A 15,457-nucleotide genomic window follows, 5' to 3' on the forward strand; every position below is an offset into this window, starting at 1 on the left:
TATCTATTCTTTGCCAATCATATTGCAAGGTTTGAATATATTTCCCGGAGACCGGAGTTAGAAGACTGTGGAGCCAAAAGATGCGGCATGCGCTGACCCGTGTGGATCTGTATTTTACATAATATTGATTATCGGATTCTTTCATCTTGCACGGGCACAATGCCCTGATCCACGTTCCTCTGGCGCAATTCAGCGCAAACGAGGGTTCCACAATGACAAAAGTGAAAGAGGCGGTCGCCTTCACGCTCATGCGCACCATCCTGCCGCCGGTTCTCGGCGGTCTTGGTGCGCTGGTTGCGACAAGCTACCCGGCGTTTTACCGCGCCATCTGCTCCGCGCCCCTGCTGCCTGCGGGGGTCTACTGATGCTTGACATGCGGGCTGATCGCCCGCCTGTCAGCAGCTATACCGAAGCCCTTTCGTGGCTCTGGCGGAACAGCAATCCTGAGGATTGGCTGTTTGATCCTCTGGCGGCTCTGCCTCCTGAGGCCGTTCTCGTCTCGGATATCTTCTGGACCCGGCAGGATATCCTGATCCGGGATATGAAGAAACTCTGGGACGAAACCACGGGCGATAAGCGCCGCTCACGGCGCGTCTCCGGTCATCAATCCCGGAGGTTCCGCCATGGCCTTTGACGCTGGCCTGCTCTCTGGCATCGGCTCTATCATCGGCGGGATCGGCGGTCTGTTCGGCAGAAAAAAACCGCCTTCCCCCCGTGACAATATCATGTCGCAAGCCCAAGGCGCTCGGGATGCCGCCGAAAAATATGGCTTCAACCCTCTGACCTTGCTTCAATACGGTCAGCCCGGCGGCTCCATGGCAAGCGGCTCCGCTCCGCCTCTTGCCTCCATTGAACTGATTACCGGGGGTCTGCGCGACGTCGCTGATGTAACCTCCGGCGATGCTGAGCGGCGGCGTGTAAACGACCGCCTCCAAAACGATCTGGCTCAACTCAAGCTGGATCAACTCCGATCCGGCGTTGTGGCTGTAGGCCCCAGCGCCGTTTCGACTGTCGGCAATGGCCCTCCGCCTGTTGGACAGAGGGCCGCAAGTGCGGTAAATGGTCCTTTGAGTCAAAGGGGTTCGCTCGATGGTCAAACTCATTCTATACTTCATGGCTTTAGCGGCGCTGGCGCAGGTTCTGATCCTTCTCGCGCTGCTCGGGGTCTTCCGTTAAGCTATCCAACCGATAGTCGGCGCGAAGCTGATCATCGTGATCAAGAAAGCCACTCTGGCTTTATGGTCATGGACAATCCAAATATACCGTTTCCGGTATATTCTCTGACAATGGACGGCGATGAGCCGGTTCAATGGTATGACGTTCCCACATTTGGTTTCAACGTCGCCACGTCCGCAGCTTATGATCTGATCCAGAAAACCAGAAAGCGCGCTTTAGTGCGTGAGCGTATGCAAATTACGCCTTCTCACGCTATCCCGCGTGACACTGTGAGCGCCCGTCAGGGCGATCACATCAAACCAGTCAAGCCGAAATCGGTAAAGGGCAAGGCTTTGCCTTCGTTTCCCTATGCGCCGAATTTCGGGTCCATTTTCCGCTGAAAGGACTGCCGATGGCACGTCAATCGACCACTCCCGTTTCCTTCAACCGCACCGTCCGCCCGGATGAATGCGTTCTCATGTCCTCCGGTCGCGCTGGCAAGGTCCAGCCTGTCGGTTATATCCCGCTCTTTCCGGGCGACTCCGCGTCCGGTCGCTGCGGCATCGACATTCAACTCAAAGAGATGCCCAAGCCCCTCCTGAACGGCGTTTTCGCGAATGTTCAGGCATGGTTCGTCCCCAAATCGGCCTTCCCGCAATTCGCTGGCCGTGATGAACTCATGCACGCTATGACCGGCGAAACGATTAAGGCCCTTGGTGCTGCTGATCGCACTCCCCCCGGTTACTTCACCTATGGGTCCGCCGGTCCCGGCTTCGGCACTCATGAATTCAACAGGGCTCTTGGCCTTCATGCCAATAACCTTGAAACCTTCAACCACGATCTGCACGACGCGTTCACGTTGGTGTACAATTTCCGTCTTGCAGCGCACTCGTCGCGCCTGACGCGGCGTCCATACTATACCGAAGCCGCCGCTGAGGCGATGTCCCTCCCCCGCGCCTTCTGGCCGTCCTCTCGCCTCTCCAATATCGTTCCCGACTATGAACGCGCTCTTGTTCTCGGCTCGTTCGATCTCGACGTGGCTGCCGGGTCTCTTGAACTGACCGGCGATCTTTTGCGCACGGTCACCGTCAAGCCCGGCGCTGCCGGTCGCGTCGGGTCCGTCAGACGCAAGGATACCGGGGCCGTCGCTGTTGACGGACCTATTCACTCAGTGTCCGGAAGCATGTCTGTGAGCGGCACCCCGGCGATTTACTACGATCCGCAGGGCGGTCTTCAAGTCGATATGGCGGGCCTCATGATCGAAAACACCGGCGGTGCCGGTATTCCGGTCACCCTTGCCGATATCGACAAGGCCCGCACCACACAGGCATTCGCCAAGCTGCGCACCGCCTATGCGGGCAATGATGCCACCGGCTTTGACAATGACGACACCATTGTCGCCCTTCTGATGCAGGGCATTTCCGTGCCTCAAGATCAGTTCAAGCGGCCTTGGCTGCTCGATAGCAAACGCGTGCCGGTCGGCTTTGTCGAACGGCACGCTACCGACGGCGCTAATCTTGACGCCTCGGTCACTCTTGGCCGCGCTTCCGCCTCCCTGACCCTCAACGTCCCGCAACAGGACGTTGGCGGTATGATCATCATTACTGTCGAAGTGCTTCCTGAGCGTATCGACGAGCGCATGACTGATGAATATCTGCGCTGCTTTAGGTTCGATCATCTTCCCAACGCTCTGCGTGACGTCCAGCGCGTTGAACCGGTCGATCTGGTTCAAAATCGTCGGATCGACAGCAAACACAGCACCCCTGCCGGTCTTTATGGCTATGAACCCATGAATTACAAATGGAGGCGGAATTTCACCCGCCTTGGCGGGGATTTCTATATGGACACCCCCGGAGGCGGCTGGACTGAAAACCGGTCGAATATCTGGCAGACCGAATTGGTCAATCCGACTTTCTCCGACAGCCATTACCTTGCCCCGGCCGACTTCCCGCACGAGGTCTTTTCGGACCCCGAGGGCGACGCCTTCGAAGTCGTCTACCGCCACTCGGTGTCCATCGCTGGTCTGACCCAGATGGGCGACATTCTGGCGGAAAACAATGACGATTATGAAGCGGTCCAAGAGGCCGGTGAATAATTCGTCTGTGCATAATCGTTAGCCAGGCCTCAACCTGGCTAACAAAAATGCACCATCCTTGAAACAATCTTTCAAAAGGCAGTCCGATGAAATTTAATCCTCTCAACTGGTCTGAGGTCAAACCCAATGAAAAAATCGAAACCGGCAAGGGCATCCTGCGGCTGCGGGCATCGCAAACCGCCGCCCTCTACATCGAAGCCCAAGGCGTCGAAGCCCTATACGGCCTCGGGGCGGACTTCGACGTCGAAGTATCGGAAGCGGTAGCTTTCCGCGTCGATGCCCCCAAGGGCACCCGCGTGTTTCACTATCGCCCGGGCAATACCTCTTTCGAGCCTACGGGCGAGGTCTATACCAATATTGACCGTATGCCCGACGAAAGCGGCACCCTTGCCGAAGTTCTTCGGGCGCGTCGCGTCTTCGAACTCGAACAACGCGCCATGCTGCGGGAAATGCGGGCTGAGACCGCGAAGCAATTGAAGCTGCTCAAGGCTCAAAACAAGGCCTCCCTTGTCGAGCCTTCGCCCGCTCCTGCGCCCGCTGATCCCCCTGCCCCGGATCCCGAAGAATGAGGCCGGGGCAAACCGTAAAGCGGTGGTTTCAAGACTTCCAGAGGGGCCTTCTTGGCCCCTCCCGTCTCCACGCCACCGCGCGCAATGAACTCGGCCAAGCTGAGCTTGGCCGGTTCGAAGATCAGTTCTTCGCCGGGGAATTGCCTGAGCCTTCCGCGTGGGTCGCTCCCCAACGCCTTCAGGCCCCCGGTTTCTTCCTCACTGATCGTCAACTGACCCAATGGGATCGCGCTGACTGGCAGCAAACTGACCGGCGTCTTATGCGCTGGTCGGCACTCTTTCAAGAGGCTGCCCGCAAGCGCGGCATCCCTCTCTACGTTCACTCGGCGTTCCGCACGGAAGCCGAACAAAATCAACTTATGGCGCGCAAGGTGACGCGCGCGCCCTACCCTACCTCTGCGCACAACGTGGGCGAAGCAGTGGACATCGTCCACGGCGTCTATCATTGGACTATGACAAAACAGGAATGGGCCATGCTCCACGTGCTCGGGCGTCTCTGCCTCGACAAGATCAATGCCCCTCTCAACAAAGATCAGAAACTGCATCTGACATGGGGCGGCGATTTCAAGAGCCTTTTTGATCCTGCGCACTGGGAAATCACCGACTATCGCGACCGCATCGAGCGGTTGCCTGTCGGTCCTCCCTTACGTCTCACTCCTCGCGCAATTCTGCGCGATACAAAACTCTAAGGACGACCAAAAAAACAAGGCTAGTTAGCACTTCTGTTCGCTCTGCGCGCGCTAGCCCTATTGTTGTGTCGGACTAACCTCTTTGGGGGTTTAAGGGGGCTTGCCCCCTTGCGCCCCCGCCGAAATCTCTGATTTCGCGGGGGCGCGCACGTATAGCTTGATGAGTATATCCTTCTAGTGACACCGAACCGAACGGGGCCGAAAATGTGCATATCTCCATCCTTCATCTGGATACAACGCGGCCCGGAATGGGAACAAATGCCAGTGCCATGCAAACAATGCTGGCGCTGCAATAAAAACCGGGTGGATGGTTATGTCGGTCGCGCAATGGCTGAGGCTAATACCTCCTCCGTTTGCTGCACTCTGACCCTGACATACGCTCCCCGGTCTGATCTCGCGGACAAAATCCTACATCCGCGCCATTTCCAGCTTTTCATGAAGCAACTTCGTCGTTCGGGTCACAAAGTAAGGTATCTCGTCGCTGGCGAATATGGTGATCTTAAGGGCCGTGCCCATTTCCACGCTATTCTGTTCTTTAGCCACCTTGAGCCTTTGGGCGAAAGGGGCGTGGTGCCTCGATACAAAGACGACTACCCCGAGGGTATCACCCAGGATGATGCCCCGTTCTGTCGAGAGATACCGCAAGAGCGAATGGTTCACATTCGCGAATGGCCGCATGGCCATATCAAAGCGGACTGGTCTGCCTCCCAAAAATCCATCCGCTACGTCTGCAAATATATCCTTGCTGACGACAAAAACACTGCTTGGTTTTCCCTCTCTAAAAAACCCGCAATTGGGGCAGAATGGTTTGCCCGCAAAGCTGAGAAGGCAAAAGAACTGGGCGTCCTGCCCTCGTCCTTCAATTATCTGCCCCCCGGCGCTGATCGTCAGCGCCCCTACTACATGACCGGCGCAACCCGCCGGGATTATCTCAATGCGATCACGCAAGATTCTGCTGATCGCTCTAAAATGAATGAATGGGTTCGAAACACATTCGACAAATTCGCCCTTCAACGGGCTAAGGATGGGGCGTTTTATCCGCCCACCGATCAATTCCTCGAATACATAAAAGAGGAAATAGACCGGTTTCGCCCATCTGAAAAAGATGTGCTTAGTAAAATCCTGATTGAAGACTATTATGACGAGGACTGGCATCTAGCCGGTATCGTCAACTTAAAAATGCACTTTCTTGGATATGAAAGGACACAAGATGGCTTCAAGAAAAAAACCTGACCGGCCTTCAAAGGCTCCGGCTCCCTCCTCTCGTCGCGTTACGCTGGCTCCTTCCGGCGTTTCCCGCGACACGATGCGTGTATCGAGAGCGCAGCAAATCCTTTCTGCGCAACTTCCCACGCTCGTTCACTCTGGCGGTCGGCGTCCAGCCTCCGCGAAGCGGACCGCCCCCCTTACCACGATCAGCCAGGGCGAAGTGCAACGTAGCCCTAGCGTGTCTAAGCGCCCTCCGGCGCGGGACTCGCGGCAGCTCGATCTGAAACCCGCGCGGCCTGAGGCTTGCAAGACTCGGCCCGCCTCGTCTCGGGGTTCTGGCGGCTCCCGGCCTTTCGTGCCATGGTGCCGATAAGCCGCAGGACCGGCCCGCCGCTCCAATCATAGGGGGCTGTAGGTGGGCCGGTCCTGCTCCCGCTATGCGGGAAAACTTGCCCATAACGAACATTGTCCAGTTCGTGAGGTTTGTTACAGGTCGGTATACCTCATGCGGTGCTTCCCTTCCGCTCCGATCGCAAACCCTGCCGCCCTCCCCTAAACGTGGTAACCCGGCAACACATTTTACAATTTATTGATTATCGGATTATTGGAGCGCCCTGAACCGGCACCCTGCCACCATATGCCAGCGGCGTTTTCACCTGCTGCCCCATATGCTTATGACCGGGGGGCGCAACCGTTGCGCCCCCCGGTCATGGCATGCGGTTTTCAGCGCCCGCCCGAAACATCCAGCGTCGTGCCGGTGATATAGCTGGCCCGGTCCGAGATCAGGAAGACGATGGATTCGCCCAGTTCCTCGGGCGTGCCGGGCCGGGCCATCGGGATCAGATGCTGCAGCCGTTCGGCCCGGTCGGGCTGACCGCCGCGCGCATGGATGCCGGTATCGGTGATGCCGGGCCGCAGGGCAACGACGCGGATGCCCTGCTGGGCAACCTCATTCGACAGACCCTTGTTGAAGCTGTCCATCGCGCCCTTAGCGGCGGCGTAATCGACATATTCATTGGCGCTGCCCATGCGGGCGGCAATCGAGGTGACATTGACGATCACGCCGCCTGCCCCGCCGCGCGCTGTCGACATGCGCCGCACGGCCTCGGCCGCGGCCAGCATCGGGGAAATCGTATTGATCGCGAAGGTGCGGTTCAGCCGTTCCAGATCAATCTCTTCGACCCGCGCGGGCATGTCCACGGTTCCCGCATTGTTGACCAGCGCGTCAAGGCGCGGAAAAGCTGCGTCGAAGGCCGCAAACAGCCCCGCAACTGCCTCGGGATCCGACAGGTCGGCCTGCAGCAGCGCAGTGGTGGCGCCCAATTGCTCACAGGCTTTGGCGGTCAGTTCCGCGCCTTCGCGGTCGGCGCGGTAGTGAACCGCCACGTCCCAGCCGTCGCGGGCAGCCAGCCGAGCCGTTGCCGCCCCGATCCCTGTCGAGGCCCCTGTTACCAGAACTGTCTTACGCATTGATTGCTCCTCCCAGCATCCGTTCCGTCATTTCACCCAGATCGCGGGACAGGCCGGGCGTGGCCCGGATCCGTGTCAGTTCACCGCGGATCATGTCCTGCCGGTCCACATCCATTCGGGACCAGCTGTCAAAGGCCGTCGACATCCGCGCCGCTGTCTGCGGGTTCAGCGCATCCAGCCGGATCAGCCAATCAGCCAGCAATCTGTAGGACGCACCATCGGCATGGTGGAACCCGGCATGATTGGCCGCCAGCGCGCCGAATATCGCGCGGAAACGGTTGGGATTGCGCATGTCGAAATCCGCATGCCCGGTCAGCGCCTCGGTCCGTTCAGCCACGGTTTCCGGCGCGGCATGCAGGATCTGCAGCGTGAACCACTTGTCCATCACCAGCCGGTCTTCCCCCCAGCGGGTGGCAAAGCGGGTAAGTTCCTCATCCCCTGCCCCGATCTCCAGCAGGCAGGCCAGCGCCCCCACCTCAACCGTCATGTTGTCGGCTGTGGTAAAGGTCGCACGGGCCGCCGCACCGCCATCGACCCGGGACAAGAGCGAAAGCGCCGCCATGCGCAGCGCCCGCCGACCGGCGGCGGCAGCATCGGGGGTATAGGGGCCGGGATCGTCCAGCGCGGCCAGAAGATCCGGCAGCCGCGCGGCCAGGCCGTTGGCCAGAACCGCCTGCATCCGCCGCCGCGCGGTATGGATTGCGGCCGGATCGGGCACATGGCCTGCCGCATGCAGGGTCTGGGCCATGTCATCCTCGGAGGGCAGCCGCAGCACCAGCGCGCGGAAGGCCGGTTCAAGCCCGTCATCGAAGGTCACGGCCTCCATCGCCGTCATCCAGTCCGGCCCCGGATCCGTCCCATCCGTCACCATCCGCGCCAGCAGGTCCTTGGCCAGCGCGCGGCCCGCCTCCCACCGGTTGAAAGGGTCGGTGTCATGCTCCAGCAGGAAGGCGCGTTCCGCGGCACCCACCGCGCGTTCAAGGATCACCGGCGCCGAAAAGCCCCGCAGGATCGAAACCACGGGCCGCGCCTCCAGCCCGTCAAAGCTGAACGCCTGCTGCGCCCCGGTCAGTTCCAGCACCGTGGTCGGCAGCACTTCCCGACCCTCGGGCGACAGAAGGCCGACCGCGATGGGAATGACCTTGGGCGATTTCCGCGGCTGGCCCGGGGTTGGCGGGTTGATCTGTTCCAGATGCAGGGTCAGGTGCCCGGCCTCATACTGTTCGGTGACCCGCACGCGCGGGGTTCCGGCCTCGGAATACCAGCGTTTGAACTGCGCCAGATCGCGGCCCGTCGCCTCCTCGAAGACCGCCAGCCAGTCCTCGATCGTCGCGGCCTCCCCGTCATGACGGGCGAAATAAAGGTCCAGTGCCTTGGCATAGCCGTCATCCCCGACCAGCCGGCGCAACATGCCGATCACCTCGGCGCCCTTTTCATAGACGGTGGCGGTGTAGAAATTGTTAATTTCGACATAAGATTCGGGCCGTACCGGATGGGCCAGAGGTCCGGCATCCTCGCGGAACTGGCGGGCGCGCAGCATCAGCACATCCTCGATGCGCTTGACGGCATGGCTGCGCATGTCGCCGGAAAACTGCTGGTCGCGGTAAACCGTCAGCCCTTCCTTCAGGCAAAGCTGGAACCAGTCGCGGCAGGTGATGCGGTTGCCGGTCCAGTTGTGGAAATATTCATGCGCGATGATCGCCTCGATCCGGGCGTAATCATCATCGGTCGCGGTTTCGGGGCTGGCCAGAACATAGCGCGAATTGAAGATGTTCAGCCCCTTGTTCTCCATCGCGCCCATGTTGAAATCATCGACCGCAACGATGTTGAACACATCCAGATCATATTCGCGGCCATAAACCTGTTCGTCCCACCGCATGGACCGGATCAGGCTGTCCATCGCATAGGCGCAGTGATCCTCATCGCACTGGCGCACCCAGATGTTCAGATCGACCCCGCGCCCGGAGGCCGTGGTGAACCGCGCCGAATGGGCGATCAGATCGCCCGCAACCAGCGCGAACAGATAGGCGGGCTTGGGCCAGGGATCGGTCCAGCGCCCCTGCCCCGCAGGATTGCCGTTGGACAGAAGCACCGGAAGGTCGCTTTCGATGGTCACATCGAAGGGGGCCATCACATCGGGCCGGTCCGGATAGAAGGTGATCTTGCGAAACCCCTCGGCCTCGCATTGGGTGCAATACATGCCCTTGGACATGTAAAGCCCCTCAAGGGCCGTATTGTCGGCGGGGTCGATCTCGACCACGCTTTCCAACGTGAAGGCGCCCTGGGGCAGATCGGCGGCGGGGATCGTCAGCCCCCGGTCATCGGGGCGCAGATCAAGCGCGCGACCGTCCAGCCGCAAGGACAGCAGCCGCAACCCTTCACCGTCCAGCCGCAGATCCTCGCCCCCCGGCGCAGATGAAATTTCCAGCCGCGCCGTGACGGTCGTGCCGCGCGGGGCAAGCCGGAACTGCAGCGCTACGCGGTCAATGCGCCAGGGCGAGGGCCGGTAATCGGCAAGGCGCACTGGCGTCGGTGAAGCGGGGGGCGATGACATGTCCTGCAAGGGGGCCTCCTGTGTTGGCGGCAGTCTAGGGCCGGAAAGCTCAGGCGCAAGGTGGTATGGCAGTCATTTCGGAACCACTTGCGCCCCGCGGCGTTGATACAGCAAGTGGCCGGCCGGATGGTCGCCCGGATGTCCGCCGTGACCAGTCGGCCAACTAGTAATGTCGCGAAGAGAAAGGGAAAACCTCATGTCCGCACCGCAGACCAACCTCCAACGCCAGAAACGCCGCCATTGGGGGCCCATCGTCGGGATTACCGTCGCGCTGGCCTTTGTCGTCTTTCTGGGTGTCAGCAATTTCTGGCAGTCGACCACGGATGAGGACGCCGGGAGGGCGAGCCAGCCCGAAACCTCGGTTCCGGCGACCGAGCCGATGGCCGATCCGTCTGCCGCTCCGGCAACCGGCGCCGAGGAACAGGTGACCCCGGGTGCGCCGACGGCTCCGGCAGAAACGCCCGCCCCGGCGAACTGATCTTCGGGTCACCTGACCTGACTGTGTGACAACCCCGCCTCTGAAAAGGCGGGGTTTTCCGTTGTGTGATCCCTGCCCGATCCTGCGCAGGCCCCGATCCTCCACCGATCTACCCTTGCCTGTGGCGCCGGGGCTGCTAGATCATGTTCCATGAATGTTCTTCTCTGGTTCAAGCGCGATCTGCGCCTTGCCGACCATCCCGCGCTGGATCTGGCCTGCGGACTGGGCCGTGTTCTGCCGGTCTATGTGGCCGAACCGGACTATTGGGCCCTGCCCGACCATTCGGCGCGGCAATGGCAGTTCATTGCCGAATCGCTGGCCGATCTGCGCGCGGCGCTGGCGGAACGCGGTGCGCCTTTGGTCATCCGGACTGGCCGCGCAGCCGAAGTGCTGGCCCGGCTCTGCCGTCAGCACCGGATCACCACCCTTGTCAGCCATGAAGAGACCGGAAACCTCTGGACGTTCCAGCGCGACCGTGCCGTTGCCGCCATGGCCCGCGACGCTGGCATCGACTGGCAGGAAGTGCCGCAATCGGGGGTGTTCCGCGGACGCGCGGCGCGAGCAGGCAATGAGGGGCGCAACCGCTGGGCCGCGCGGCGCGACAGCTTCATGGCCGATGCCTGTCTTCCCGCTCCCGGGGCCATCCCGGCAATGGAAGGTGTGGAACCCGGCCCCCTGCCGTCATCCCGCGCGCTGGGGCTGGCCGAGGATCCCTGCCCCAGCCGTCAACCGGGCGGGCGCGCACAGGGGCAGGTTCTGCTGGACGGGTTTCTGGCGACGCGGGGGCGCGGCTATCTGGGTGGCTTGTCCTCACCCCTGACCGCCGAACGCGCCTGTTCCCGCCTGTCCGCCCATATTGCCCATGGCACCCTGTCACCGCGTGAGGTGCTGCAAGCCGCGCAGGCAAGGGCCGCCGAAGCCCCGGGGACCGAATGGGCCAGCAGCCTGCGCGCCTTTGCCAGCCGTCTTGCCTGGCGCGACCATTTCATGCAGCGGCTGGAAAATGCCCCGGAAATGGAGATCCGCGCCCTGCATACCGCCGCTGATTGCCTGCGCCCCGCCGAGGCGGATGCGACACGGCTGGCCCGCTTTGCCGCCGGGGAAACCGGATTTCCCTTTGTCGATGCCGCAATGCGTTACCTTGCGGCGGGGGGATGGCTGAATTTCCGCGCCCGCGCCATGCTGACCAGCGTGGCGACATGGCATCTCTGGCTGGAGTGGCGCGCGGTGGGGCATGTGCTGGCGCGGCGCTTGACCGATTATGAACCGGGCATCCACTGGCCGCAGATCCAGATGCAATCAGGCGTGACGGGCATCCATATCCCGCGCATCTACAACCCGGTCAAACAGGGGCTGGATCAGGACCCGCAGGGCCGTTTCACCCGCCGCTGGCTGCCGGAACTGGCCGCCGTTCCCGATGCGTTTCTGCATAACCCCTGGCGGTGGAGCGGTGCGGGCCGGGTTCTGGGGCGGTATTATCCCGAACCGCTGGTCGATCCGGAAACCGCCGCAAGGGCCGCGCGCGATGCGATCACGCGGCTGCGTCGCGCCGAGGGTTTCGCCACCGAAAGCCGCGCCATCGCCGCCCGCCATGGTCAGCGCCGCACCTCACAGGCGCAGGACGCGGTGATCGAAACCGGCAGCCCCCGTCGTCGCCCCGCACCCGATGGCCAGTTGCATCTGGATCTTTAACAGGGCGCCTATCTTTATGCGGATTTCCGAACAGGTGACTTAGGGCTTCGGCGAAAAAGCCATGTTCAGAATTGGTTGAATAAACTGACCAATTCCCCTATCCCTGCACACCACGGCATACAATGCAGCATTCACAGAGAAGGATTGCCCATGGCGCAGATGGTGAACAGGTCCGGGCTGTCGGTCGCCCCCGTGCTGGCAGCCTTCATTGAGGATCAGGCCCTGCCCGGAACCGGCGTCGCCGCCTCGGCCTTCTGGGACGGGCTGGCCGCTGCGGTTGCCGAAATCGGGGCCGAGAACCGCGCGCTGCTGGACCGGCGGGCCGACCTTCAGGCCCGGATCGACGACTGGCACAAGGCGCATCGCAGCCAGCGGCATGACCCCGCCGCCTATCGCGCCTTTCTGACCGAGATCGGCTATCTGGAGCCGGAAGGCCCGGATTTCACCATTGCGACGGCCAATGTCGATCCCGAGATCGCGCTGCTGGCCGGGCCGCAACTGGTCGTGCCGGTGATGAATGCGCGCTATGCGCTCAATGCCGCGAATGCCCGCTGGGGCAGTCTTTATGATGCGCTGTACGGCACGGATGCGCTGGGCGATCTGCCGCCCAAAGGGGCGTTTGATGCCGCACGCGGGGCGCGGGTTGTCGATTGGGGCCGGGGTTTTCTGGACGATGTGGTGCCGCTGGCCGGGGCATCATGGCGCGAGGCGACCGGATTTGCGGTCAAGGACGGCGCGCTGGTGGTTTCAACCGCAAGCGGCCCGATGACGCTGGCGCGGCCTGACCAGTTTGCCGGACATCATGGCGATGCCGCCAGCCCTGCGCATATCCTGCTGAAAAACAACGGACTGCATATCGAATTGCTGATCGACCCCTCCAGCCCCATCGGCAAAACCGACAAGGCGGGCCTGTCCGATATCTGGCTGGAATCGGCCCTGTCCGCGATCATGGATTGTGAGGATTCGATTGCCGCCGTCGATGCCGAGGACAAGGTTCTGGCCTATGGCAACTGGCTGGGCCTGATGAAGGGCGACCTGACCGAACGCTTCACCAAGGGCGGCAAGGAGATGACCCGCCGCCTGAATCCCGATTTCGACTATCTGGCTCCCGATGGCGGCAGCCTCACGCTGAAATGCCGCGCGCTGATGCTGGTGCGGAATGTCGGGCATCTGATGACCAATCCCGCGATCCTCGACCCAGAGGGGCGTGAGATCGGCGAAGGGATCATGGATGCCTTCGTCACCACGCTGTGTGCCATGCATGATCTGGCCAAGACCGAAGGCCCGCGCAACTCGGTCCATGGATCGGTCTATGTGGTGAAACCCAAGATGCATGGGCCCGCCGAGGTGGCGCTGGCCGACCGTCTGTTCACGGCGGTGGAAAAGACGCTTGGCCTGCCGCAATACACGGTGAAACTCGGCATCATGGATGAGGAGCGCCGCACCTCGGCCAATCTGAAGGAATGTATCCGGGCGGCGGCGCATCGGGTGGCCTTCATCAATACCGGCTTTCTGGACCGCACCGGGGATGAGATCCATACCTCGATGGAGGCGGGTCCGATGCTGCGCAAGGGCGATATGAAAAACGCCGCATGGATCGCGGCCTATGAGGCGCGCAATGTCGATATTGGTCTGGCCTGCGGGTTGCGGGGCCGCGCGCAGATCGGCAAGGGCATGTGGGCCGCCCCCGACCTGATGGCCGAAATGCTGCGCCAGAAGATCGGCCATCCGCAGGCCGGGGCGAATTGCGCCTGGGTGCCCTCGCCCACCGCCGCAACACTGCATGCCACGCATTACCACAAGGTCGATGTGGCCGCCGTGCAGGACGGGATCGCGAAAGGCGGCCCGCGCGCAGGGCTTGAGGCGCTGCTGACGATCCCGCTGGCCGAGGGGCAGAACTGGTCGGAGGAGGAGATCCGCGCCGAGATCGAGAACAACGCGCAGGGCATTCTGGGTTATGTCGTGCGCTGGGTCGATCAGGGCATCGGTTGTTCCAAAGTGCCCGATATCCATGATGTCGGTCTGATGGAGGACCGCGCCACCTGCCGGATTTCCGCGCAGGCGCTGGCGAACTGGCTGCATCACGGTGTGGTAACCGAGGCGCAGGTGATGGAAGGGATGCGCAAGATGGCCGCCGTGGTGGACCGCCAGAACGCGGGCGATCCGGCCTATCGCGCCATGGCGCCGGGCTTTGACGGCGTGGCCTTCCTCGCCGCCTGCGATCTGGTCTTCAAGGGGCGCGAACAGCCCTCGGGCTATACCGAGCCGGTGCTGCATGCAAGGCGGCTGGAGCGGAAGGCGGCGGGGTGATTGCCGGTCCGCCTGCCCTGCCGTTCTTGTGGCGGAACGGGCGGGCGGGTTCAGCCGATTGACTGGCGAAGGTGGGTTTCGGGAGGGTCTTGGCCTAAGTGGGGCGACCGCGGGCGTTATGGTTGCATTGAGTCCTTAGCTGACGCTCGGCAGGTAACCTGTGTCGCCAGATTTTTATAAGCAATGCGTACTTAGGTAAATTGCGTAGCCTGCTACTCCAAAGGGCATCAGACAGAACCATCCCCACAAGTACATATGTCCATGAAAGGTCAAACTACTCACCCTTGTTTGCAGTTTGGATAGTAAGTCAACCTGTTCCTCAGAGAGCTTAACCATATGTTGCATTCTTTGGCTCTCCTGGCTGCCCGTTTCAAATGGTTTACCTTTTTCAACTGAGTCAAGCACACCGTGTGCGCTCTCTTCGATATTACCGATTCTTTTGATGGCATCTTCCAATTGAGATTGCAGAGGATTCCCTCCGTATCCAAATGCAGAACTTCCCCCCACCTTCGACGAAGAATTCCACACTTGGAATGCATGCAGATCGGCGAGCCAGTTAAGGAGATGATTGAGGGCGAGGAAGCCGATCAGGATAGGGAGCGCTTGATCGAAAGCTCCGCCTAGCTTCAACCCGAAAACTTCAAGTTCAGATGTATCTACCCCATACCAGATTGAAAAAACTTTCGCCAATGCGACGGTCACGAGCGTTCGGCTTGAAACGTACGTGGACTGGGAAATAAGTTGCTGTCCCTGAAAATGCATTGTGCTATTCCTGCCATAACGTGCTTAAAAATACTGATCTCAGCACTCTGATGGTGTTGCAATAACAACCGTCCGCTCCGTCCCGCACAGCTGCCACTCAATGATATCACACCCGATCAGCTTTGGTCGGCGAACGTGATCCAAACACCAAAAATCCCCTCCGCCGGACCCAAACCTCGCCATCCGCTGCAAACGCCGCTGGCCTGCGCCCGCAACACCCCATCCCCATTATGTTCGCGTTAAGTTCCGCGCGCTACCCTTCTGGGCATCCATTCCTTCATGGAGGTTCCGATGCCCCTTCCCCAAAGGCCCGTTCCCCCCAACCTGCGCCGCTATTTCCGCGTGACCGAGATTGACCGCAGACTGACCGAGGCCCGCCCCCGCCTGCCGCGCGCCCCGTCCCTCCCCTGGACCGAGGCGCTGATCGGGCTTGCGGTCCTGATGCTGCTGCAGGCAGCGGGATGACTGCGCGGC

The 15,457-nt window shown here is 61.2% G+C and carries 14 protein-coding genes; 11 read left to right on the plus strand and 3 right to left on the minus strand.

The annotated features are described in order from the left end of the window. The first annotated feature begins 212 nt into the window (after positions 1-212). The 7 genes from JL811_RS08430 to JL811_RS08460 all read left to right on the plus strand — a co-directional run bounded on the left by JL811_RS08430 (position 213) and on the right by JL811_RS08460 (position 5,741). A complete protein-coding gene (locus JL811_RS08430; RefSeq protein ID WP_202688071.1) occupies positions 213-365 on the plus strand; it encodes a hypothetical protein in 153 nt (50 codons plus the stop codon). Further along, positions 365-634 (plus strand): hypothetical protein, encoded by a 270-nt coding sequence (locus JL811_RS08435; RefSeq protein ID WP_202688072.1) that lies wholly within the window; start codon positions 365-367, stop codon positions 632-634. Before JL811_RS08430 ends, JL811_RS08435 begins: the two co-directional genes overlap by 1 nt. Next, on the plus strand, positions 624-1,556 hold the full coding sequence (locus JL811_RS08440; RefSeq protein WP_202688074.1) for a hypothetical protein: 933 nt from the start codon (positions 624-626) through the stop codon (positions 1,554-1,556). Before JL811_RS08435 ends, JL811_RS08440 begins: the two co-directional genes overlap by 11 nt. 11 nt (positions 1,557-1,567) lie before the next feature. Beyond that, complete coding sequence (locus tag JL811_RS08445) at positions 1,568-3,250, plus strand: hypothetical protein (protein ID WP_202688076.1); 1,683 nt, start codon at positions 1,568-1,570, stop codon at positions 3,248-3,250. Positions 3,251-3,336: 86 nt separating this feature from the next. After that, positions 3,337-3,819 (plus strand): hypothetical protein, encoded by a 483-nt coding sequence (locus JL811_RS08450; RefSeq protein WP_202688078.1) that lies wholly within the window; start codon positions 3,337-3,339, stop codon positions 3,817-3,819. Continuing rightward, positions 3,816-4,508, plus strand: coding sequence for a M15 family metallopeptidase (locus tag JL811_RS08455; RefSeq protein ID WP_202688080.1), 693 nt, complete (start codon positions 3,816-3,818; stop codon positions 4,506-4,508). The genes JL811_RS08450 and JL811_RS08455 overlap by 4 nt, the downstream gene beginning before the upstream one ends. 204 nt (positions 4,509-4,712) lie before the next feature. Continuing rightward, positions 4,713-5,741: a rolling circle replication-associated protein gene (locus JL811_RS08460; RefSeq protein ID WP_202688082.1), complete on the plus strand. Its 1,029-nt coding sequence runs from the start codon at positions 4,713-4,715 to the stop codon at positions 5,739-5,741. A 699-nt stretch (positions 5,742-6,440) separates the two neighbouring features. Here JL811_RS08460 and JL811_RS08465 read toward each other — a convergent pair. Together JL811_RS08465 and pepN are read right to left on the minus strand one after the other, a co-directional pair. Beyond that, positions 6,441-7,187 (minus strand): SDR family oxidoreductase, encoded by a 747-nt coding sequence (locus tag JL811_RS08465; protein WP_202688084.1) that lies wholly within the window; start codon positions 7,185-7,187, stop codon positions 6,441-6,443. Then, the gene (gene pepN, locus JL811_RS08470; RefSeq protein WP_202688086.1) at positions 7,180-9,741 is read right to left on the minus strand and encodes an aminopeptidase N; all 2,562 of its coding nucleotides are present in this window, start codon (positions 9,739-9,741) and stop codon (positions 7,180-7,182) included. Before pepN ends, JL811_RS08465 begins: the two co-directional genes overlap by 8 nt. Positions 9,742-9,937: 196 nt before the next feature. On the opposite strand from pepN, the gene JL811_RS08475 reads away from it, so the two are divergent. The 3 genes from JL811_RS08475 to JL811_RS08485 all read left to right on the plus strand — a co-directional run bounded on the left by JL811_RS08475 (position 9,938) and on the right by JL811_RS08485 (position 14,221). Then, positions 9,938-10,219, plus strand: a complete 282-nt coding sequence (locus tag JL811_RS08475; protein WP_202688088.1) for a hypothetical protein — start codon at positions 9,938-9,940, stop codon at positions 10,217-10,219. Between the two features lie 150 nt (positions 10,220-10,369). Further along, complete coding sequence (locus tag JL811_RS08480; RefSeq protein ID WP_202688091.1) at positions 10,370-11,911, plus strand: FAD-binding domain-containing protein; 1,542 nt, start codon at positions 10,370-10,372, stop codon at positions 11,909-11,911. A 150-nt stretch (positions 11,912-12,061) separates the two neighbouring features. Continuing rightward, complete coding sequence (locus JL811_RS08485) at positions 12,062-14,221, plus strand: malate synthase G (RefSeq protein WP_202688093.1); 2,160 nt, start codon at positions 12,062-12,064, stop codon at positions 14,219-14,221. Between the two features lie 174 nt (positions 14,222-14,395). Here JL811_RS08485 and JL811_RS08490 read toward each other — a convergent pair whose 3' ends face one another. Beyond that, the gene (locus tag JL811_RS08490) at positions 14,396-14,983 is read right to left on the minus strand and encodes a hypothetical protein (protein WP_202688095.1); all 588 of its coding nucleotides are present in this window, start codon (positions 14,981-14,983) and stop codon (positions 14,396-14,398) included. A gap of 291 nt (positions 14,984-15,274) precedes the next feature. On the opposite strand from JL811_RS08490, the gene JL811_RS08495 reads away from it, so the two are divergent. Continuing rightward, a complete protein-coding gene (locus JL811_RS08495; RefSeq protein ID WP_202688097.1) occupies positions 15,275-15,448 on the plus strand; it encodes a hypothetical protein in 174 nt (57 codons plus the stop codon). Positions 15,449-15,457: the final 9 nt, after the last annotated feature.

Source organism: Szabonella alba (assembly GCF_016765775.1).
Classification (GTDB): Bacteria; Pseudomonadota; Alphaproteobacteria; order Rhodobacterales; family Rhodobacteraceae; genus Szabonella; species Szabonella alba.